Here is a 21,920-nt window from a genome sequence, read left to right as displayed (position 1 = left end):
CGGCCTTTTGGCGGGCCATAAAAAAACCCCAGCAGGGTAAGCTGCTGGGGTTTTGGGTATTAAGAGTCTGACGATGACCTACTCTCACATGGGCAATGCCACACTACCATCGGCGCTGATCTGTTTCACTGCTGAGTTCGGTATGGGATCAGGTGGTTCCAAATCGCTATAGTCGTCAGACAAAACGTTTGATCACTGGTTGGGACAAGATTGAATTCTTGATAACGACCGTTGCGGTATCCGCAATTGTCTTGGGTGTTATATAGTCAAGCCGCACGAGCAATTAGTATCGGTTAGCTCAACGCCTCGCAGCGCTTACACACCCGACCTATCAACGTCCTGGTCTTGAACGGCTCTTCAGGGACCTCAAGGGTCCAGGGAGATCTCATCTTGGAAGGGGCTTCCCGCTTAGATGCTTTCAGCGGTTATCCTATCCGAACATAGCTACCGGGCAATGCCACTGGCGTGACAACCCGAACACCAGAGGTTCGTCCACTCCGGTCCTCTCGTACTAGGAGCAGCTTTCCTCAAATCTCCAACGTCCACGGCAGATAGGGACCGAACTGTCTCACGACGTTCTAAACCCAGCTCGCGTACCACTTTAAATGGCGAACAGCCATACCCTTGGGACCGGCTTCAGCCCCAGGATGTGATGAGCCGACATCGAGGTGCCAAACACCGCCGTCGATGTGAACTCTTGGGCGGTATCAGCCTGTTATCCCCGGAGTACCTTTTATCCGTTGAGCGATGGCCCTTCCATACAGAACCACCGGATCACTATGACCTACTTTCGTACCTGCTCGACGTGTCTGTCTCGCAGTCAAGCGGGCTTGTGCCATTACACTAACCGCACGATGTCCGACCGTGCTTAGCCCACCTTTGTGCTCCTCCGTTACGCTTTAGGAGGAGACCGCCCCAGTCAAACTACCCACCACACAGTGTCCTTATCCCCGATAAGGGGACGAAGTTAGAACCTCAAACATGTCAGGCTGGTATTTCAAGGTTGGCTCCACGATGACTGGCGTCACCGCTTCAAAGCCTCCCAGCTATCCTACACAAACATGCTCAAAGTTCACTGTGAAGCTATAGTAAAGGTTCACGGGGTCTTTCCGTCTAGCCGCGGATACACCGCATCTTCACGGCGATTTCAATTTCACTGAGTCTCGGGTAGAGACAGCGCCCCCATCGTTACGCCATTCGTGCAGGTCGGAACTTACCCGACAAGGAATTTCGCTACCTTAGGACCGTTATAGTTACGGCCGCCGTTTACCGGGGCTTCGATCAAGAGCTTCGCGCAAGCGCTAACCCCATCAATTAACCTTCCGGCACCGGGCAGGCGTCACACCGTATACGTCCACTTTCGTGTTTGCACAGTGCTGTGTTTTTAATAAACAGTCGCAGGGGCCTGGTATCTTCGACCGGCGTCCGCTCCACCCGCAGGGGTTTCACGTAATACCGGCGTGCCTTCTCCCGAAGTTACGGCACCATTTTGCCTAGTTCCTTTACCCGAGTTCTCTCAAGCGCCTTGGTATTCTCTACCTGACCACCTGTGTCGGTTTGGGGTACGGTCTCTCGTGACCTGAAGCTTAGAAGATTTTCCTGGAAGCATGGCATCAATAACTTCCCGCTCTAAAAGAGCAGTCGTCATCGTGTCTCGACATTAAGGACCCGGATTTGCCTAAGTCCTCTGCCTACACACTTAAACCGGGACAACCGTCGCCCGGCTTACCTAGCCTTCTCCGTCTCTCCATCGCAGTCACGCGAGGTACGGGAATATTAACCCGTTTCCCATCGACTACACCTTTCGGTCTCGCCTTAGGGGCCGACTCACCCTGCGCCGATTAGCGTTGCGCAGGAAACCTTGGTCTTCCGGCGTGGGAGTTTTTCACTCCCATTGTCGTTACTCATGTCAGCATTCGCACTTCTGATACCTCCAGCATGCTTCTCAACACACCTTCGCAGGCTTACAGAACGCTCCCCTACCCCGTACACTTACGTGCACAGCCGCAGCTTCGGTATCCAGTTTGAGCCCCGTTACATCTTCCGCGCAGGCCGACTCGACTAGTGAGCTATTACGCTTTCTTTAAAGGATGGCTGCTTCTAAGCCAACCTCCTAGCTGTCTGAGCCTTCCCACATCGTTTCCCACTTAACTGGAATTTGGGGACCTTAGCTGGCGGTCTGGGTTGTTTCCCTCTTCACGACGGACGTTAGCACCCGCCGTGTGTCTCCCGGATAGTACTCACTGGTATTCGGAGTTTGCATCGGGTTGGTAAGTCGGGATGACCCCCTAGCCGAAACAGTGCTCTACCCCCAGTGGTATTCGTCCGAGGCGCTACCTAAATAGCTTTCGGGGAGAACCAGCTATCTCCGAGCTTGATTAGCCTTTCACTCCGATCCACAAGTCATCCCCTGGCTTTTCAACGACAGTGGGTTCGGTCCTCCAGTGCATGTTACTGCACCTTCAACCTGCTCATGGATAGATCGCTCGGTTTCGGGTCTATGTCCAGCGACTAAATCGCCCTATTCAGACTCGGTTTCCCTACGGCTCCCCTATACGGTTAACCTCGCCACTGAACATAAGTCGCTGACCCATTATACAAAAGGTACGCCGTCACAGAACAAGTCTGCTCCGACTGCTTGTACGCATACGGTTTCAGGATCTATTTCACTCCCCTCACAGGGGTTCTTTTCGCCTTTCCCTCACGGTACTGGTTCACTATCGGTCAGTCAGGAGTATTTAGCCTTGGAGGATGGTCCCCCCATGTTCAGACAGGATATCACGTGTCCCGTCCTACTCGATTTCACTAGACTCAGGTTTCGGATACGGGGCTATCACCCACTATGGCGGCACTTTCCAGAGCCTTCTCCTACCAGTTGTCCAGCTTAAGGGCTAGTCCCCGTTCGCTCGCCGCTACTTAGGGAATCTCGGTTGATTTCTTTTCCTCGGGGTACTTAGATGTTTCAGTTCCCCCGGTTCGCCCCTTACACCTATGTATTCAGTGCAAGGTACCCGACCGAAGTCGGGTGGGTTTCCCCATTCAGAGATGCCCGGATCATAGCTTGTTTGCCAGCTCCCCGAGCCTTATCGCAGGCTTCAACGTCTTTCATCGCCTCTGACTGCCAAGGCATCCACCGTATGCGCTTAGTTGCTTGACTATATAACCCCAAGACAACTGTTCTCTCATCCACCTACCCGAAGGCGCAGCAAATTCAAGATCAGTCGCAGGTGTTATACACAACACTTCAACGACAACACCGGATAACGCTTGATCGTTATCAATTGAGATGAATCCATTTCGGAGATAATGAAATGAATCCTCTCGGATGTTTCAATCTTGTCCACATTGTTAAAGAGCATGTCTGACCAGTGATCAGAAAGAAGGCCTTCAGCGGTAACAATTCACTCTGTCACACTACTGAAAATCTTGTTTCTGTACACTGACACTTCCCAGGGGGAACGTGTTCAGGTATTCGCTTGGGTGTTTCAGGCGTTTTGGTGGAGCTAAGCGGGATCGAACCGCTGACCTCCTGCGTGCAAGGCAGGCGCTCTCCCAGCTGAGCTATAGCCCCGTCTGCTTGCACAGTGCCTGTTACTCGTCGTTGCAGCGTTCGTTCGCTTCCGTCATGATCCCTCGAGGATCACGCCTTCTCTCACTCTCACTGCGCCTAGATTAACAAACCCTGTTCGGCGCATCCGCGTTCGTCTGTCAACCAGAATCGAACCCGGAAATCGTTCAGATCAAGACATCGGATGGTGCCGCATAGCCTGCTATGCAAGTCATTCGATAACGCCGAGCTGGACGATTTTGGTGGGTCTGGGTGGACTTGAACCACCGACCTCACCCTTATCAGGGGTGCGCTCTAACCACCTGAGCTACAGACCCGGTTTTGCTTGCGCAAGACAAGCCAAGTCGGGCCTGAAAGACCCTTTGCTCTCTTTTCCGCTGATCAAGTAATTCGTGTGGGCTCTGACCGAAATATTCGGCTTCGTTTAAGGAGGTGATCCAGCCGCAGGTTCCCCTACGGCTACCTTGTTACGACTTCACCCCAGTCATGAACCACACCGTGGTGATCGTCCTCCCGAAGGTTAGACTAACCACTTCTGGTGCAATCCACTCCCATGGTGTGACGGGCGGTGTGTACAAGGCCCGGGAACGTATTCACCGTGACATTCTGATTCACGATTACTAGCGATTCCGACTTCACGCAGTCGAGTTGCAGACTGCGATCCGGACTACGATGCGTTTTGTGAGATTGGCTCCCCCTCGCGGGTTTGCAGCCCTCTGTGCGCACCATTGTAGCACGTGTGTAGCCCTGGCCGTAAGGGCCATGATGACCTGACGTCATCCCCACCTTCCTCCGGTTTGTCACCGGCAGTCTCCCTAGAGTTCCCACCATTACGTGCTGGCAACTAAGGATAGGGGTTGCGCTCGTTACGGGACTTAACCCAACATCTCACGACACGAGCTGACGACGGCCATGCAGCACCTGTGTCTGAGTTCCCGAAGGCACCAATCCATCTCTGGAAAGTTCTCAGCATGTCAAGGCCAGGTAAGGTTCTTCGCGTTGCGTCGAATTAAACCACATGCTCCACCGCTTGTGCGGGCCCCCGTCAATTCATTTGAGTTTTAACCTTGCGGCCGTACTCCCCAGGCGGTCTACTTAGTGCGTTAGCTGCGCCACTAAAGATTCAAGATCTCCAACGGCTAGTAGACATCGTTTACAGCGTGGACTACCAGGGTATCTAATCCTGTTTGCTCCCCACGCTTTCGCACCTCAGTGTCAGTGTTGGTCCAGGTAGCCGCCTTCGCCACTGGTGTTCCTTCCTATATCTACGCATTTCACCGCTACACAGGAAATTCCACTACCCTCTACCACACTCTAGCCTGACAGTTCGAAATGCCGTTCCCAGGTTAAGCCCGGGGCTTTCACATCTCGCTTATCAAACCACCTACGCGCGCTTTACGCCCAGTAATTCCGATTAACGCTTGCACCCTCCGTATTACCGCGGCTGCTGGCACGGAGTTAGCCGGTGCTTCTTCTGTGAGTAACGTCAGGGCTAGCCCGTATTAAAGACTAACTTTTCCTCCTCACTGAAAGTGCTTTACAACCCGAAAGCCTTCTTCACACACGCGGCATGGCTGGATCAGGGTTGCCCCCATTGTCCAATATTCCCCACTGCTGCCTCCCGTAGGAGTTCGGGCCGTGTCTCAGTCCCGATGTGGCTGATCATCCTCTCAGACCAGCTACGGATCGTCGCCTTGGTAGGCCTTTACCCCACCAACTAGCTAATCCGACATAGGCACATCCAATAGCGCAAGGTCCGAAGATCCCCTGCTTTCCCCCGAAGGGCGTACGCGGTATTAATCCGGGTTTCCCCGGGCTATCCCCCACTACTGGGCAGTTTCCTATGCATTACTCACCCGTCCGCCGCTCGACGCCTGGGAGCAAGCTCCCATCGTTTCCGCTCGACTTGCATGTGTTAAGCCTGCCGCCAGCGTTCAATCTGAGCCATGATCAAACTCTTCAGTTTAAATCATACTGCAATCCGAAGATCGCGATTCTTGCTCAAGACAAAACTCAATGTTCGACGAGTCGCTGTCTTGATATTTCTTGCCGAAATACCTCAGCCAGCGCCCACACGAATTACTTGATCAACTTTTTAAAGAGCGGGGCGTTTGCCCAATCGAGGTGCGCATTCTACAGCGTTTCCCGACCTTGTCAACCGCTAATTTGAATCTCTTAAACATCAATCAATTCAAGCGGTTAAACATCCCCTGAGGCCGGCCCGCTGGCCCTGTCCCTCAAGCGAGATGCGCATTCTACAGACCTTGGCCGCCGTGTCAACGCGGTTTTAAAACTAATTTACAGCTGTTGCGGGTTTCCCCTATGCGCCTGCCCACTATCCGATCAACCTGGTCAAATAACCCTCAAACAAGCAGGATTATTGGACCCCGGAAACAAATCGTCGCTTAAAAGCGGAAGACCATATCACTCGGGCTACCAGCAAAAACAACAGCAAAAATCCGTACGCCAGCATTTCACCCACATCACTACGGGCCTGCCAGAGAAAATGCACCCAGGCCGACACTGCGACGATATAGACACCTCGGTGCAATACCTTCCAGCGCTTACCCAGCCTTCTCATCATTGCTTTGCTGGAGGTTGCCGCTAGAGGCACCATTATGACGAACGCAATAAGGCCAAAAATGATGTAAGGGCGCCTGGTAAAGCTGGACCACAAATCCTGCCAACCAATAATGAATTGGAAAAATGCCAAAACATGCAGTGCCGCGTAACAAAAACTGAATAACCCCAGCATGCGGCGGACTCGCAACCAACCCGGCCATCCTGTCAGTTTGCGTAAAGGTGTCAGGCAGAGCGTTGCGAGCAGCAGCTGAAAAGCGGCCATGCCGAGCGACTTGGTGACAACCTCCCCCGGGTCCGGCCCGAGTCGGCTGTAAAGCATATCTGACACCAGAATGAGGCCGGGTACACATGCAAGCACAGCTATCGACAAGTGAAAGCCAAGCGCCCTGCTTTCCGATGACGCCATTAATCGGCCCCTTGCCATCAGAAGAACCTTTTCAGGTCCATACCCCGGTAGAGCTGAGCTACCTGATCCCCATAGCCATTGAATTTTTGCGTATCCATCCAGTTAACGGAAAACAACCCTGAGGGCAGGCGTCGTTCACGCTTCTGACTCCAGCGCGGATGATCCACTTCGGGATTAACATTGGCGTAGAACCCATATTCGCTGGGCGCAATCAATTCCCAGGTAGTTTTGGGCCGGGTTTCCTGAAAGCGAATTTTGACGATTGACTTGATGCTCTTGAAACCATACTTCCACGGCACCACCAGGCGCATGGGGCCACCATTCTGATTCGGTAACGTTTTGCCATAGAGCCCAACCGCCATAAAGCTCAATTCGTTCATTGCCTCATCCATCCTCAGGCCCTCCCGGTAGGGCCAGTCGATGGTGCTGAACGCGGATCGCTGGCCCCGCATTTGCTCAGGCTCGAACAACGTTTCAAAATAGACATAACGGGCTCTTGGGGTCGGCTCAAATTGCGTCAACAAATCGGCCAGCGGCACACCGATCCAGGGCACCACCATGGACCAGGCTTCGACGCATCGAAGTCGATAAATCCGCTCCTGATAATCATGCGGCTTGAGTATGTCCTCAAGGGCATACTCCCCACCCTTGCTACACTCGCCTTCCACCGTCACCGTCCACGGCGCTGTCTTTAAGGCAGAGGCGTAGCGTTTGGGATCGCCTTTATCCGTGCCAAACTCATAGAAATTGTTGTATGACGTTGCGTCTTCGTATGGCGTCAAACCTTCATCCGTTGACCAGTCAGGCATTTTTTTGTACTTCAACATTTCGCCCGGCACCGGCAAGCTGCCGGCAGCACCGTAACCCGGCAACGCCAACGCGGCCGTCGCCGCTAGCGCTCCAGTCATAAATCTTCGTCGGTTCAGGAATACAGACTCAGGTGTCACTTGGGAGTGCGGCAAAGACCAGGCGGGTCGTTTCTTTATAATCATTGAATGACTCCGAGAGAAAGGGTTTACCCTTAGTTGACCGGAATCACTCTAACTAATTCCCGGTGCGACCAAAGCCGCCCGGGGTGCAGTAAAACCGGACTAATTTTTGGTTTCGGGCGCTGTCGTATGACGAAGTTTCCTGGTCAGCGCCCGTAGCGGTCCAGACAATGCGTAAACAAGAAATACCGTGAACAAGACTGTGCCAGGGTCAACGGCCACCACCACAAATATCAGCACGACCACCAGAATCGTCGCGAAAGGCACCCTGCCGCGCAGATCCAGGTCCTTGAAGCTGCGGTACAGAATATTGCTAACCATCAATACCCCGGCGCCACCAACCACAATAATGGTCAGTAGCGTGAGCCAGCTGGATGGCTCGTAGGCATGGAAGCACCAGACCAAACCTGCAACCGCAGCGGCTGCGGCTGGACTGGGCAAACCCACAAAGAACTTTTTGTCCACTGAGCCAATTTGCGTATTGAATCTGGCCAACCTTAAGGCCGCACCGGCGACGTATATAAAAGTGATCGCCCAGCCAAACTGATTCAAGCCATTAAGCGACCAGAAAAAGGCCACCATGCCAGGGGCAACACCAAACGCCACCATGTCCGCGAGGCTGTCATATTCCTCACCAAACTTGCTCTGGGTGTTGGTCATGCGGGCTACCCGACCATCAAGCCCATCAAGAATCATCGAGATGAAAATAGCGATGGCCGCGTTGTCGAACATGCCATTGGCCGCCGACACGATGGCGTAAAACCCTGAAAAAAGAGAGGCGGTTGTCAGCGAATTAGGCAGCAGATAAATACCCTTTCGTCTTACCGGCGCACCCCCGACCAACTCCTCCTCAATGACTTCGCCATCGGCCAGGTCATGATCCGGTGTCATCGCGCTGTTAGATGCATCTTTCTTAGCTGTCATTCCATTCTTCCCGAAAAACTTGTGGCTGCATTATAGCTGAACTTGCCAGCCCCATGTGTCCAAACGCAAAAACGCGGCCCGAAAGCCGCGTTTTTGCGATCAGCCTGGCGGCCTAGTTCTTATCTTTGTCGACGATTTTGTTGGCCGAGATCCAGGGCATCATGGAGCGCAGCTTTTCACCAACGATTTCAATAGGATGCTCTGCATTCTGGCGACGGCGGGCCGTCATTGTCGGGTAATTGGTATTACCTTCCTGAATGAACATCTTGGCGTACTCACCGCTCTGCACACGCTTTAGCGCATTGCGCATGGCTTCACGCGACTGGTCATTGATCACCTCTGGACCGGTCACATACTCGCCGTATTCAGCGTTGTTTGAGATTGAGTAGTTCATGTTGGCGATGCCACCTTCGTACATTAAGTCAACAATGAGCTTTAGCTCATGCAAACACTCAAAGTACGCCATCTCAGGCTCGTAACCGGCTTCGGTCAGGGTTTCAAAGGCAGTTTTCACCAACTCAACCGTACCACCACACAGAACTGCCTGCTCACCGAACAGGTCGGTTTCAGTTTCGTCTTTGAATGTTGTTTCGATGATACCGGTGCGGCCACCACCAATGGCGCTTGCGTAGGACAGCGCAATATTTTTGGCGTTACCGGAGGAGTCCTGGTGAACCGCAATCAAATCAGGAATACCACCGCCTTTGACAAATTCGGTACGAACCGTGTGACCAGGCGCTTTCGGGGCGATCATGATTACGTCCAGATCTTTACGAGCGACGATCTGGTTGTAATGAACGTTGAAGCCGTGAGCGAATGCAAGCACGCCGCCCTGCTTGAGATTGGGCTCGACTTCGTTCTCATAAATGGCTTTCTGGTTCTCGTCCGGGGCCAGCAACATGACGATATCGGCTTCTTTCGATGCCTCGGCTACGCCCTTGACGGTCAAGCCTGATGCCTGCGCCTTTGCCGCTGAAGAGGATCCTTCGCGCAAAGCAACAACAACGTCAACGCCTGATTCTTTCAGGTTGTTGGCGTGGGCATGCCCTTGGGAGCCATAGCCAACGATCGCCACCTTTTTGCCTTGAACAATGGAGAGATCACAATCTTTATCGTAATAAACCTGCATAACTAACCTCTATTTTCGTTATCTGGCGCGTAGGCCATAAGAAAGAATACATCGAAAAAAGCGCTACAAACTTAATACTTTTTCACCACGGGCGATGCCAGAAACACCTGTTCGCACAACCTCCAGCACACCGGACGTCCCCACAGACTGAATAAAGGCATCCAGTTTTTCGCTATTGCCCGCCAGCTGGACCGTATAAACGGTGCTAGTAACATCGACAATCTGACCGCGGAAGATATCGACCGTTCGCTTGATTTCGGCACGCTGAGACCCTGTCGCCTTCAGCTTGACCAACATCAACTCCCGCTCGATATGCGCCCCTTCAGTGAGATCAACCAGCTTGACCACTTCAATCAATTTATTGAGCTGTTTCGTGATTTGCTCAATAACCCTGTCCGAACCGGTCGTCGTGACGGTAAGCCGGGACAATGTCTCGTCTTCTGTCGGCGCCACGGTCAACGTCTCGATGTTGTAGTTCCGCTGAGAGAACAGGCCTACAACTCGCGACAACGCACCCGGTTCGTTTTCCAACAACACAGATATGATGCGACGCATGGCGATCAGACCCTCTCCGTTTTGCTGAGCCACATATCTTTCATTGAGCCACGAGCCACTTGCATGGGATACACATGCTCGTAGGGATCAACATAGATATCGAGGAACACCAGCTTGTCTTTCATGGCAAAGGCTTCCTTGAGCTTTGGTTCAAGGTCTTCCTTTTTGTCGATCCGGATACCCACATGGCCGTAGGCCTCTGCAAGTTTCACGAAATCGGGCAATGATCCCATGTAAGACTGAGAGTGACGAGACTCGTAGTTCATATCCTGCCACTGCTTAACCATGCCCAGCGCCTGGTTGTTCAGGTTGACGATCTTAACCGGCAAGTTGTATTGCTTGCAGGTGGACAGCTCCTGAATGTTCATCTGGATACTGCCCTCACCGGTGAAACAAACCACTTCGTCATCGGGAAAGTTAAGTTTGACGCCCATAGCAGCGGGCAAGCCGAACCCCATGGTGCCAAGGCCACCGGAGTTGATCCAGCGGTTGGGTTTGTCGAATTTATAGTATTGGGCGGCAAACATCTGGTGCTGACCGACATCCGAGGTGACATAGGCGTCACCGCCGGTTAAACGCCAAACCGCTTCCACCACTTCCTGGGGTTTGATGTGAGTGTCGCTGGTTTCATAACGCATGCCATGAAACGCCCGCCACTCCTCTATTTGCTTCCACCAGGCCGCCAATGCTTCCGCATCCGGTTTTTCCGCGCTTTCCTTGACCAGCCCAATCATCTCTTTCAAGACCGCATCCACCGGGCCAACAATCGGAACATCGGCGTTGATGGTTTTGGAAATAGAAGCGGGATCGATATCAATGTGAACGATTCGTGCGCCCGGACAGAACTTCTCCGTCGCATTGGTCACACGGTCATCGAAACGCGCGCCCACACACAGGATCAGATCCGAGTGGTGCATGACCATATTGGACTCGTAGGTGCCATGCATGCCCAGCCAGCCGATGTGCTGCTTGTCAGATGCGGGAAACCCGCCAATCCCCATTAGGGTATTGGTCACTGGACAACCCAGCAAATGAGCCAGGTCTGCCAGCTGTTTTGAGGCCTTACCCAACACAACACCACCGCCGGCATAGATTACCGGGCGTTTGGCTGCCACCATCATATCGACGGCTTTTTTAATCTGCCCCGCGTGGCCTCGAATGGCCGGATTGTAGGAACGCAGCTTGACCTTTTTAGGGTACAGATACTCGTAGCGCTCATTGGGCGTGGTCATATCCTTTGGGATATCCACAACAACCGGTCCGGGGCGCCCTGTCGCTGCAATATAATAGGCCTTGGCAACCACCTCTGGAATTTCTTCCGGATGACGCACGCTCAGATTGTGTTTTACTACCGGTCGGGAAACACCAATCATATCGGTTTCCTGAAACGCGTCTTCGCCAATCAGCGTCGAGGCAACCTGACCACACAAGACCACCATCGGAATGGAGTCCATGAAGGCCGTTGCAATGCCGGTAATGGTATTTGTGGCGCCAGGACCCGAGGTCACCAGTACGGTGCCCGGTTTTCCAGTTGCACGAGCGTACCCGTCTGCCATGTGGACAGCGGCCTGCTCGTGTCGGACCAGAATATGTTTGACTTTGTCCTGCCTAAACAGCGCGTCATAAATATGCAGCGCTGCGCCACCCGGATAGCCGTATATGTATTCGATGCCTTCGTCTTGAAGGGACCGAATCAGCATATCGGCGCCAGACAATAACTCCACGTTGTTTACCCTCTATTACGAGTGAATGTGCCGGAAATTCTCCCGGTTGCCTGGATACCCGGCACAAAAGCTTCTTGTGAAAGCTGGACCGGATGTTCCGCCACACCATTAGACGAGAGGTTGTCTCCTGGCCAACCGCACACTCCTGAGGGTTCCGGAGGACGGCCAATCAACGGGTTACACGCAAATGCAACCATTTTCCGCGCGGTGCACGGAGCGTTCAGTGTGGTAATCAACGGGGAATACTGCTCGGGGTTACCTGCCGTATTAGCCCCAGTTTTCAGGCAATCGGTAATTTTGACAGCGGGAAACTCCGTGTCAATAGCGGTGGCCAACATTAACGTCAGCATTCGCCAACTGGCACGTGCATTTATTAAGAGTTTTGAACTAAGCTGAAGAAATGATTCGTGCAACGTGGCACCATCATGACCCAGAGCGCTAACCGAAATGTTCGGTCGTTTTCAGCAAACGTTTTGTGAGTGTATTCATGACAACCAAAGTATTTGTAGTTGCCCTCATTCTGATGATGTCGCCTGCGCTGGCACTCAGTGCTTCTGTTTATAAGTGGACCGACGATCGTGGTGTCACCCACTTTGGCGATCGTCAACCCGTCGGACAGAACGCCGAATCCGTCAATGTCCGCACCGGTCGGCCAAACTCGGAGAACGCTTCGCCGAGTGCCCAGGAGCAGATGCAAAAACTGGACGAACGCAAACAAAGTAAAGTGGAGCGCGCCAATTTGTCTGCGGTCGAGGAAGCCCGTCAGAAACAGCGCAAGGCAAATTGTGAAACCGCCCGCAGCAATCTCAGCATTATGAATTCCAATGCCCGAATTCGCGTGGAAGAAAACGGCGAACAGCGTTATTTGTCGCCAGAGGAGATTGACGAGCAGCGCGAAAAACATCAGGACATCGCCGATAAAAACTGTGGTCCGGCTGCCGAATAAGCCCGAGCCCTGGCCGTATTAGCCAGAGAGATATAAAAACGCCCAGTCCGTTCCGGCTGGGCGTCATGTCGATCATGGGAACAGAGTTAGCCTTTGGTGAAGACCAGCTTATGATCTTCCACGGTGCTGACTATGGCATCCCCAGGCACGAACTCACCATTGAGCAATCGTTGCGCCAATGGATTTTCGATCATGCGCTGAATGGACCGTTTCAACGGTCGCGCACCGTAAACCGGGTCGTAACCAACTTTGGCCAGCAAGGCCATGGCGGACTCATCCAGCGACAAGGACATCTCCTGTTCTTTCAGCCGCTTGTTGAGCAGTTCAACCTGAACCTTGGCGATGCCTTGAATCTGGGTTTCAGCCAGGGGGTGGAATACCACCACTTCGTCAACCCGATTGATAAACTCCGGACGGAAGTGGGTTCCAACTTCTTCCATGACCGCCTGCTTCATGTTTTCGTAGTTTTCCTCGCCGGCCATCGCCTGAATAATGTCTGAGCCCAGATTTGAGGTCATCACAATAACCGTATTGCGGAAATCCACGGTTCTGCCCTGACCATCCGTCAAACGCCCGTCCTCGAGTACCTGCAGGAGAACATTAAAGACATCCGGATGAGCCTTCTCAACCTCGTCCAACAACAGCACCGAATAAGGTCTGCGACGGACCGCCTCGGTCAAATAGCCGCCCTCTTCGTAGCCCACATAGCCTGGAGGGGCACCGATCAGCCGGGCAACCGAATGCTTCTCCATAAATTCCGACATATCAATCCGCACCATGGCTTCTTCGGTATCAAACAGGAAAAAGGCCAACGCTTTACACAACTCGGTTTTACCCACACCGGTTGGGCCGAGAAACAAGAACGAACCATTGGGTCGGCTGGGATCGGACAGCCCTGCCCTTGATCGTCGTACCGCATTGGAAACCGCCTCGACAGCTTCATCCTGTCCGATAACTCGCTGGTGCAGCGCCTCTTCCATGCGCATGAGTTTATCCCGCTCACCCTCAAGCATTTTGGACACCGGGATGCCGGTCCACTTTGACACCACTTCGGCAATCTCTTCATCGGTTACCCGATTGCGCAACAGCGTCATTTCCATCATTTCAGCCTGACTTGCCATATCCAATTGGCGCTCCAACTCCGGAATGCGCCCATACTGGAGCTCCGACATTTTGCCCAGATCGCCTGCGCGGCGCGCACTCTCAAGATCGATACGCGCTTGCTCCAGCTGACTTTTGATCTTCTGTGAGCCATGCAGGGCGGCTTTTTCTGTGTTCCAGATCTCTTCCAGATCGGCAAACTCCCGCTCGACTTTCGCGATCACTTCCTTGAGTTCGGACAGCCGCTTTTTCGAATTCTCATCGGTTTCTTTCTTGAGGGCTTCGCGTTCGATCTTGAGCTGAATTAGCCTGCGCTCAAGCCGATCCAATGCTTCCGGCTTGGAATCCATTTCCATCCGGATCTGGCTGGCGGCTTCATCAACCAGGTCGATGGCTTTGTCAGGCAACTGCCGATCGGTGATGTAGCGATGGGACAATCGGGCAGCCGCAATAATAGCGCCATCGGTCACTTCAACGCCGTGGTGGACTTCATAGCGTTCCTTCAGACCCCGCAAGATTGCGATGGTGTCTTCTTCGCTGGGCTCTGACACCAGTACTTTCTGGAAACGACGCTCCAACGCCGCGTCTTTTTCTATATGCTGACGGTATTCGTCCAGCGTGGTGGCCCCGACGCAGTGCAACTCACCCCGGGCCAACGCCGGCTTGAGCATGTTGCCCGCATCCATCGAGCCCTCGGCTTTGCCGGCGCCGACCACGGTGTGTAACTCATCAATAAACAGGATGATCTGGCCTTCCTGTTTGGACAGCTCATTCAACACAGCTTTCATGCGCTCTTCAAATTCGCCGCGGAACTTGGCACCCGCGATGAGAGAGCCCATGTCCAGCGACAATACTTTTTTGTCCTTCAATCCGTCCGGTACTTCGCCATTCACAATGCGTTGCGCCAAACCCTCAACAATAGCCGTCTTGCCCACGCCCGGCTCACCAATGAGTACGGGGTTATTTTTACGGCGTCGCTGCAGTACCTGAATGGTTCGGCGAATCTCATCGTCGCGCCCAATGACCGGGTCAAGCTTACCGGCTGCGGCGCGTTCGGTCAGATCAATGGTGTATTTGGCGAGCGCCTGTCGATTTTCTTCCGCCCCTGGGTCGTCAACAGACTCACCGCCACGGACTTGCTCAATAGCCGATTCAAGTGCCTGCTTGTTGACACCCTGTTCGCGGAGCACACGGCCTAGCGTCCCCCGGTCCTCCAATGCGGCCAGCAAAAGAAGTTCGCTGGAGATGAACTGATCTTTTCGCTTTTGCGCCAGCTTATCGGCGATATTGAACAGCCGCCCCATGTCGTTCGACATGGCCACATCACCAGCCGAACCCTGCACCTCCGGCAAGTTGTCAATCTCTCGAGCAATGGCCTGGCGCAGACGACCCGCCTCAGCGCCCGCTTGGGTCAGCAAGGGCTTGATGGCACTGTTTTCCTGATCCAGCAGCACCTGCATCAGGTGAACCGGTTCGATAAAATTGTGGTCTTTACCAACCGCCAGCGATTGGGCTTCGGCGAGCGCGGTTTGCAGGCGACTGGTGAGTTTGTCGATTCTCATGATCTGGGAGTTCCTGATGTCTAATACGCATGCCACGAATGCCCTGCGAAACGTCTGCAGATCCGTGGTTCTTTGATACTTAATGTAGGGGCAGTAAGGGGGACTTCAAGCGGCAGGGCCTGGCACTGGCCAGAAACTTGATGTCGGTCAATTCAACCAGATGACGCTGGCCATGCGACCCGTCTGGCCGTCACGGCGAAACGAGAAGAACCGGGCCGGTTCTCTCACCGTGCACCAGTTACCACCATAAACGCAGGTGACACCCAACTGTTGCAAGCGTAAGCGAGCCAACTGGTAGATGTCAGCCAGATAATGGCCTGGTCGCGCACCTACCGGTGCAAATGCTTGTGCCGCCTGGCTCTGCCTGGCAACAAATGCATCTCGTACCTCTGGGCCCACTTCAAAACTGGCCGGACCGATAGCGGGACCCAGCCAGGCCATCAGGGTTGCGGGCTCACCCAAAGCGGCCACAGTTTGCTCCAGCACGCCGTTACACAAGCCTCGCCAGCCCGCATGGGCCGCAGCCACACGACTGCCTTCGGCATCACAGAACAAAACCGGCAGGCAGTCCGCTGTCAATATGGCGCACACTTGGCCACGCTCAAACGTAACACTGGCGTCGGCGCTGGGAGGCAGCGAACCAGCCAATGGAAGCTTGACCGTATGAGTGCCATGGACCTGGTTGAGCCAGCCAAAGCGTTCAGCCGGTATCCCGAGGCGATCGGCCAGGATGGTTCGATTAGCGGCAACATGACTGGGGTCATCGCCGACGTGATCCCCTAAATTGAGGGAGGCCCAGGGCTCGCCACTGGTGCCACCGAGCCGGGTCGTTGTAACGGCTCTGACCGAAACCGGCGCCGGCCATTCAGGCCGGATCAATGTCAGTTCAGACGACGTCATTCTTGAGGTCCAGAACATGCTGCCGCAACGCGGCCAGCAAACGGGTCATATCATCGGGCAGCGCCACCTCCCAAGTAAGGGATTCGCCGGTTACCGGATGGTCCAGCGTCAACTGACGTGCATGCAAGGCCTGGCGCTGAAACCCGGTTAACGTCGCCCGCAGTGACTCGGTGCTGCCTTTTGGCAGACGTGGACGACCGCCATACTGCTGGTCACCCACCAACGGGTGACGCACATGTGCCATGTGCACTCGAATTTGGTGGGTGCGGCCACTTTCCAGCTTACAGCGGACATGGGTATGAGCCGAAAACCGTTCCAGGACACGATAATGCGTGACCGCCGGTTTGCCAGAAGGCACCACTGCCATTTTTTTGCGCTCCCGGGGATGCCGGCCGATCGGCGCATCAACGGTAGCGCCCCCAGTCATAGTGCCAATGGCCACCGCCTCGTACTCGCGCCCCATGCTTCGAGATTGGAGCTGATCCACCAATGACGTGTGTGCAATCAGGCTCCGGGCGACCACCATAATCCCAGAGGTGTCTTTGTCCAGACGGTGAACAATACCGGCGCGCGGTAAATTTTCGACTTCCGGGGCATGATGCAGCAAGGCGTTGACCAGAGTCCCGTCAGCGTGGCCCGCCGCTGGATGCACCACCAAACCGGCGGGCTTGTTGATCACCAGCAGATGTTCATCTTCATAAACGATGTCAAGCGTGATCGACTCGGCCTGCCAGGAGACCTGGGATTCGGGCTCGGCATCGAGGTGCAGACGATCACCAAGCATCACTTTGTCTTTGGGCCTGCACTGCTTGCCATTCACTGTCAGGGCACCGCTTTTTATCCAGGTTTGCAAACGCGACCGCGAATGCTCTGGCATTAACTCGGCAGCCGCTTGGTCCAGCCGGTGATCGCTAAACTCGGGTGGAATGGAAAAATCAGCAAGTATCCGGTTATCGGAAGTCATTCAAGGCCTAAACATTTGGATGAGTGTTACGCATGTGACAGAAATGCGCACCGAATGCCAATCGCCCCTGCACATCGAGCGTTATCCTCGTTACAATGACGATCCATTCGGTTATTGGCTTCATTATACGGGATTCCGGCATGAGATCAGGTTTTCGATTACTACTATTGTCCGTTTTTATACTGATCAGCGCCTGTGCAACAAACCAGGAAGAAGAGGTACTGCCGGAAGAAATCTATTATGAGCAGGCCCGGGACGCAATGAAGTCGGGCAATTTTAACGAGGCGGAACGCAACCTGGACTTCCTTGAAACCTACTATCCGTTTGGCCGCTACGCGGAGCAAGCTCAGCTCGACTTGATCTATTCACGTTACCAGAATCTTGACCTGGAAGGAGCCCGTGCAGCCGCCGATCGTTTTCTGCGCCTGCACCCCCAAAGCCAACACGCAGACTATGCACTATACATGCGTGGACTGGCATCCTATAACCTCGATGTCAGCCTTGCCGCCCGTTATTTTCCCATTGACCCCACCGAACGCTCACCGGGGGAGCAACGTCAGTCATTCCGGGATTTTTCAGAGTTGTTAAACCGCTACCCCGACAGCGAGTACGCCCCCGATGCCCGCCAGCGCATGATTGCCATTCGTAACCGGCTGGCAGAACTGGAAATTCATGCAGCGCGCTATTACATCAAACGCGAAGCCTATGTTGCCGCCAACAATCGCGCCCGCTTCGTGGTCGAAAACTATTCGACCACGCCATCGGTGGAAACGGCGCTCATTATTCTGGCCGAAACCTACCAGTTTCTAGATCTCAAAAAAGCCGCCAACGATGCCATTAAACTGTTGGCCCTGAACTACCCCAACAGTGATGCCTTCAATGAAGACAAGGAATTCCAGGGCACCATGCTAAAACGGGAAGACCGCTCGCTGACCAGTGTTGTAACGTTTGGACTGATGGGCGACGAGTAATTTTCCTGACACGTTCTCAAAATTTATCGCCAGACTAGGAGCGGCTTTGGCCACTATGAGGGGGCTGGATCCAGGTAAGGTGCCCCGACGTCAATTTCGGGAGCACGGGGCAAGGCGACCAGACACACCGGATCCTATCAATTCCCGATTTTCCAGCCATTGGTGATCGGGTACCGGCGATCTTTGCCAAAACCGCGTTCCGTAATCCTCACGCCAATTGGTGCCTGCCGGCGCTTGTACTCGTTGATGTCCACAAGGCGGACGACCCGTTCAACATCCACCCGGTCAAAGCCTTCTGCCACAATGGCGTCGGCACTGAAATCCCGCTCCACATACAGGTTGAGAATCTGGTCGAGCACGTCGTAGCCTGGCAGGCTGTCTTCGTCTTTCTGGTCGGGTGCCAATTCGGCCGAAGGCGGCCGGGTAATCACGCGTTCGGGGATGACGGCCGATACCGTATTGCGATACCTGGACAGCTGAAACACCATCGTTTTCGGAACATCCTTCAGAACGTCAAAACCGCCGGCCATGTCGCCGTAGAGGGTCGAATAACCCACCGCCATCTCACTCTTATTGCCCGTTGTCAGTACCAGAGAGCGAAACTTGTTCGACAGTGACATCAACAGCACACCCCGCAAGCGTGCCTGAAGGTTTTCCTCGGTGGTATCCGGCTGCCGTCCTTCAAATGGCGCTGCCAGCGTCGCCATAAACGCGTCGTACATAGGTTCAATGGAAAACACATCGTACTGAACACCCAGTGTTCGTGCTTCGGCCGCGGCGTCCTCCAGACTGATGTCCGACGTATACCGAAATGGCATCATCACCGCACGCACACGGTCCGGACCCAGCGCATCCACCGCCACTGCCAGCGTCAATGCCGAATCTATGCCGCCAGAGAGGCCTAACACCACCGATTTAAAGCCATTCTTGTTGACGTAATCCTTAACACCCAGCACTAATGCATTGTAGACATTCTGTTCCAGGGAAGGCTCGGGAGGTATCGCCTGGGATAGGGGCTGACAGTGATATTCAAAGAGGAAATCCACTGGATAGAGGCCTTCCTGGAATTGTGGCGCTTCAACCGCCAACGCCCCCGAGTGGTCGAACACCATGGAGCCCCCGTCGAAAACCAGCTCATCCTGGCCGCCAACCAGGTTGGTATAAACAATACTGACTTGATTATCCCGGGCCTTGCGCTCAAGCAGGGCCTTTCGGCGCGCCTGTTTGCCTATATCGTAGGGGGAGGCATTCAGGTTGAGGATCAACCGCGCGCCCGCTGCCGAGGCCGCTTCAACCGGACCATCACTCCAGAGATCCTCACAGACAGTCAAGCCAACAGGCACCCCCCGCAGCTCAACCACACACGACTCATGACCAGCTGCGAAGTATCGCTTTTCGTCAAAAACCTGATAGTTTGGCGGAAATTGCTTGAAATAATGGCAAACAACCTCGCCCGCCTGAATGACTACGGCGGCATTATACAGCAGGCCATGATGGCGAACCGGCAGACCAAGCACCAGGGCGGCGGAAAACCGCTCGGCCGCCAACACCTCCATGGCCTCACGAACACGGACATCCAGACTGGGACGAAGCAACAAGTCTTCCGGGGGGTAACCGGTCAAACACAACTCAGGGAACACCACCACATCGGCCTGATGGTCCTGCTCCGCACGACGTGCAGCGGCAATCACCGTTTTGGTGTTGCCAGGGATATCGCCAACCAGGAAGTCCAGTTGGGCCATAATTACCCGAAGTTTTACGGGTGAGGCGAGGCTGGACGGGTCGTCGAACCGCTGTGACATACTGAGCTCCTGTAACTTATTGCCATTTAAAGGCTATTATAACCCTGTCCCGAAACAGATTTCTCGCGTTGAACCCACTGTTTGCAACTGGAAAGACCGACACCCATGGCTGATTCCGCCCCTTCCAATAGCGCCGTCTGGCAGGCCTCCCCCAAACAGGATCAGCGCGCGAGATTGTTCCGCATCTACAATCATTATCGTTTGGTGGTGAGCTTCATTCTCGCCGCGTTGCTCTTCGTGAGCTTCGGAGAAATCAACCTCCGGTTTAAAATGCCAGACCTTTATCAGGCCAGTGTACTTTCCTACCTCGCGCTCAATGTTTTCCTGGCCTTACTCATGATGGCCGGATTTCGACCGCAGCAGCGCCATATAACACTCTCCATTCTCATCGACGTATTGGCCATGCACGGGTTTCTGCTGTTCAGCACTGGCATTACCGGTGGTCTTGCTAATCTGGTGATCGTGTCGGTGGCGGCGGGCAATATACTCACGCCCAGCCGTATGGGCATATTTTACGCTGCCCTGGCGGCCCTATGCTCGTTGGGGGTCGCCGGATGGTCCGTCGTTACCTTGAATCACAACCCCGATGAAATCGTCAGGGCTGGTTCTCTGGGCATCCTATATTTTGCGGCCGCGTTCCTGCTGCAAAATATCACCCACAGAATGGTGCGCAGCGAAGAACTGGCAAGCTCACGCGCGCTCAGCATCATTGAGCTTGAGCAGATCAATCGGCAGATCATTCAGCGAATGCGAACCGGCATCCTTGTGACGGATCGGTTCGGCCTTGTTCGGCTGGCCAATGCCGCAGCAGATGAACTGCTGTCCGGCGGTGCCAGCATCAAAGGCCAAGATCCAGCGTCACCCCGCTACCCACTGCCGGCTCCTCTGAAGCAGGGTTTGGAGCAATGGTTGAAAACGCCTGCACTCCGGACAGAACCGTTTCAGGCTGGCCCCTTATCGCCTTTACTGCAGGCGAACTTTACTCGCCTTCATCAGGAGCGCGGTGACCAGATTCTGGTTTTCATTGAAGATATGAGCAAGGTAACCCAGCAGGCGCAACAAATGAAATTAGCGTCTTTGGGGCGATTGACCGCAGGCATTGCCCACGAAATTCGCAATCCCCTGGGCGCGATCAGCCACGCGGCCCAACTGATGGCGGAATCGGAGCACCTCGATACCGGTGATCGCAAGATGCTGGAAATTATTCAGCGCCATTCGAGGCGTGTGAATGGCATTGTCGAGAATGTGCTGGACCTTTCCCGGCGACAAGCCGCCGACACTGAGCTGGTCGATCTAGCTGAGTGGCTTACGGAATTTTGCGAGGACTATAAACAAACAGCTGGCGCGGCCCGGGGACAACCCATCGAGATTGAACTATCTCTGGCCCAAACCATACCTCCTGCTCGTTTTGACCGCAGCCAACTTGAGCAGGTATTGGTCAATCTCTGTGACAACGGTTTACGCTTCAGCCTCTTGCAGAGTGACACGCTGTGCATTTTGATGACCGCAGGAGCATCCGCCGACGGTGAGCGTGCGTTTTTGGATATTCGGGATGAGGGCCCTGGCATTGATGTTGAACATCGTAGCTCGGTTTTCGAACCGTTTTTTACCACCGATAAAAGCGGCACCGGGCTCGGCCTTTATTTGGCGCGGGAACTGTGCGAGGCTAACCAAGCTCACCTGTCGCTGCTTGAAGATGACCAGCCAGGTTGCTGCTTCCGCATCACTTTTGCCCATCATGGGCGGCACATCTAGCACGGCAAAACGCCAAGCGTGCTAAAACAGCAAAAATAACT

13 protein-coding genes, 2 tRNA genes and 3 rRNA genes are annotated in these 21,920 nt (G+C 54.1%); 3 read left to right on the top strand and 15 right to left on the bottom strand.

Going from position 1 to position 21,920, the window contains the following annotated elements; all coding sequences use genetic code 11:
- Positions 1–65: 65 nt before the first annotated feature.
- The 11 genes from rrf to GRX64_RS09305 form a co-directional block, all read right to left on the bottom strand.
- Positions 66–180, bottom strand: a 5S ribosomal RNA gene (gene rrf / locus GRX64_RS09355).
- Positions 181–262: 82 nt separating this feature from the next.
- Positions 263–3,157 (bottom strand): 23S ribosomal RNA (locus GRX64_RS09350).
- 338 nt (positions 3,158–3,495) lie between these two features.
- Positions 3,496–3,571 (bottom strand) — tRNA-Ala (locus tag GRX64_RS09345).
- Positions 3,572–3,808: 237 nt separating this feature from the next.
- A tRNA-Ile gene (locus GRX64_RS09340) sits at positions 3,809–3,885 on the bottom strand.
- A 108-nt stretch (positions 3,886–3,993) separates the two neighbouring features.
- Positions 3,994–5,534: ribosomal RNA gene (locus tag GRX64_RS09335) — 16S ribosomal RNA — on the bottom strand.
- The 16S, 23S and 5S rRNA genes sit together here with 2 tRNA genes alongside, the layout of an rRNA operon.
- Positions 5,535–5,945: 411 nt before the next feature.
- Positions 5,946–6,470, bottom strand: a complete 525-nt coding sequence (locus GRX64_RS09330; protein WP_235937603.1) for a protein-methionine-sulfoxide reductase heme-binding subunit MsrQ — start codon at positions 6,468–6,470, stop codon at positions 5,946–5,948.
- A 104-nt stretch (positions 6,471–6,574) separates the two neighbouring features.
- A complete protein-coding gene (gene msrP / locus GRX64_RS09325) occupies positions 6,575–7,549 on the bottom strand; it encodes a protein-methionine-sulfoxide reductase catalytic subunit MsrP (RefSeq protein ID WP_166266491.1) in 975 nt (324 codons plus the stop codon).
- A 99-nt stretch (positions 7,550–7,648) separates the two neighbouring features.
- On the bottom strand, positions 7,649–8,470 hold the full coding sequence (gene pssA, locus GRX64_RS09320) for a CDP-diacylglycerol--serine O-phosphatidyltransferase (protein WP_166266489.1): 822 nt from the start codon (positions 8,468–8,470) through the stop codon (positions 7,649–7,651).
- A gap of 112 nt (positions 8,471–8,582) precedes the next feature.
- Positions 8,583–9,599: a ketol-acid reductoisomerase gene (gene ilvC, locus GRX64_RS09315; protein ID WP_166266487.1), complete on the bottom strand. Its 1,017-nt coding sequence runs from the start codon at positions 9,597–9,599 to the stop codon at positions 8,583–8,585.
- A gap of 63 nt (positions 9,600–9,662) precedes the next feature.
- A complete protein-coding gene (gene ilvN, locus GRX64_RS09310) occupies positions 9,663–10,154 on the bottom strand; it encodes an acetolactate synthase small subunit (RefSeq protein ID WP_166266485.1) in 492 nt (163 codons plus the stop codon).
- Positions 10,155–10,159: 5 nt separating this feature from the next.
- Entirely contained in the window at positions 10,160–11,878 is a 1,719-nt protein-coding gene (locus GRX64_RS09305) for an acetolactate synthase 3 large subunit (protein ID WP_166266483.1), read from the bottom strand.
- 487 nt (positions 11,879–12,365) lie between these two features.
- On the opposite strand from GRX64_RS09305, the gene GRX64_RS09300 reads away from it, so the two are divergent.
- Positions 12,366–12,824 carry a DUF4124 domain-containing protein gene (locus tag GRX64_RS09300; protein ID WP_166266481.1) on the top strand — a complete coding sequence of 153 codons (459 nt, stop codon included), beginning with the start codon at positions 12,366–12,368 and terminating at the stop codon, positions 12,822–12,824.
- Positions 12,825–12,910: 86 nt separating this feature from the next.
- Here GRX64_RS09300 and clpB read toward each other — a convergent pair whose 3' ends face one another.
- The 3 genes from clpB to rluD form a co-directional block, all read right to left on the bottom strand.
- Positions 12,911–15,487: an ATP-dependent chaperone ClpB gene (gene clpB, locus GRX64_RS09295; protein ID WP_166266479.1), complete on the bottom strand. Its 2,577-nt coding sequence runs from the start codon at positions 15,485–15,487 to the stop codon at positions 12,911–12,913.
- A 147-nt stretch (positions 15,488–15,634) separates the two neighbouring features.
- Positions 15,635–16,387: a peptidoglycan editing factor PgeF gene (gene pgeF, locus GRX64_RS09290; protein ID WP_207308763.1), complete on the bottom strand. Its 753-nt coding sequence runs from the start codon at positions 16,385–16,387 to the stop codon at positions 15,635–15,637.
- A complete protein-coding gene (gene rluD / locus GRX64_RS09285) occupies positions 16,374–17,351 on the bottom strand; it encodes a 23S rRNA pseudouridine(1911/1915/1917) synthase RluD (protein WP_166266477.1) in 978 nt (325 codons plus the stop codon). Before rluD ends, pgeF begins: the two co-directional genes overlap by 14 nt.
- Positions 17,352–17,491: 140 nt before the next feature.
- On the opposite strand from rluD, the gene GRX64_RS09280 reads away from it, so the two are divergent.
- Positions 17,492–18,322, top strand: coding sequence for an outer membrane protein assembly factor BamD (locus GRX64_RS09280; RefSeq protein ID WP_166266475.1), 831 nt, complete (start codon positions 17,492–17,494; stop codon positions 18,320–18,322).
- A 137-nt stretch (positions 18,323–18,459) separates the two neighbouring features.
- Here the strand turns inward: GRX64_RS09280 and GRX64_RS09275 are convergent, their stop codons facing one another.
- Positions 18,460–20,124 carry an NAD+ synthase gene (locus tag GRX64_RS09275; protein WP_166266473.1) on the bottom strand — a complete coding sequence of 555 codons (1,665 nt, stop codon included), beginning with the start codon at positions 20,122–20,124 and terminating at the stop codon, positions 18,460–18,462.
- A gap of 105 nt (positions 20,125–20,229) precedes the next feature.
- Here GRX64_RS09275 and GRX64_RS09270 point away from each other — a divergent pair, with 105 nt between their 5' ends.
- Positions 20,230–21,879: a sensor histidine kinase gene (locus tag GRX64_RS09270; protein ID WP_166266471.1), complete on the top strand. Its 1,650-nt coding sequence runs from the start codon at positions 20,230–20,232 to the stop codon at positions 21,877–21,879.
- The last annotated feature ends 41 nt before the right edge of the window (positions 21,880–21,920 follow it).

Origin of the sequence: Marinobacter caseinilyticus, from assembly GCF_011074955.1 — a bacterium.
GTDB lineage: Bacteria > Pseudomonadota > Gammaproteobacteria > Pseudomonadales > Oleiphilaceae > Marinobacter > Marinobacter caseinilyticus.
This window is presented reverse-complemented; position numbering and strand designations above follow the sequence as displayed.

What these genes read in the sequence shown, in the direction of transcription:
- rluD (WP_166266477.1), bottom strand. Translation starts at nt 17,351, where the DNA reads ATGACTTCCGATAACCGGATACTTGCTGATTTTTCCATTCCACCCGAG.
- clpB (WP_166266479.1), bottom strand. Translation starts at nt 15,487, where the DNA reads ATGAGAATCGACAAACTCACCAGTCGCCTGCAAACCGCGCTCGCCGAA.
- GRX64_RS09330 (WP_235937603.1), bottom strand. Translation starts at nt 6,470, where the DNA reads ATGCTTTACAGCCGACTCGGGCCGGACCCGGGGGAGGTTGTCACCAAG.
- GRX64_RS09270 (WP_166266471.1), top strand. Translation starts at nt 20,230, where the DNA reads ATGGCTGATTCCGCCCCTTCCAATAGCGCCGTCTGGCAGGCCTCCCCC.
- ilvC (WP_166266487.1), bottom strand. Translation starts at nt 9,599, where the DNA reads ATGCAGGTTTATTACGATAAAGATTGTGATCTCTCCATTGTTCAAGGC.
- GRX64_RS09280 (WP_166266475.1), top strand. Translation starts at nt 17,492, where the DNA reads ATGAGATCAGGTTTTCGATTACTACTATTGTCCGTTTTTATACTGATC.
- GRX64_RS09300 (WP_166266481.1), top strand. Translation starts at nt 12,366, where the DNA reads ATGACAACCAAAGTATTTGTAGTTGCCCTCATTCTGATGATGTCGCCT.
- pgeF (WP_207308763.1), bottom strand. Translation starts at nt 16,387, where the DNA reads ATGACGTCGTCTGAACTGACATTGATCCGGCCTGAATGGCCGGCGCCG.
- GRX64_RS09275 (WP_166266473.1), bottom strand. Translation starts at nt 20,124, where the DNA reads ATGTCACAGCGGTTCGACGACCCGTCCAGCCTCGCCTCACCCGTAAAA.
- ilvN (WP_166266485.1), bottom strand. Translation starts at nt 10,154, where the DNA reads ATGCGTCGCATCATATCTGTGTTGTTGGAAAACGAACCGGGTGCGTTG.
- msrP (WP_166266491.1), bottom strand. Translation starts at nt 7,549, where the DNA reads ATGATTATAAAGAAACGACCCGCCTGGTCTTTGCCGCACTCCCAAGTG.
- pssA (WP_166266489.1), bottom strand. Translation starts at nt 8,470, where the DNA reads ATGACAGCTAAGAAAGATGCATCTAACAGCGCGATGACACCGGATCAT.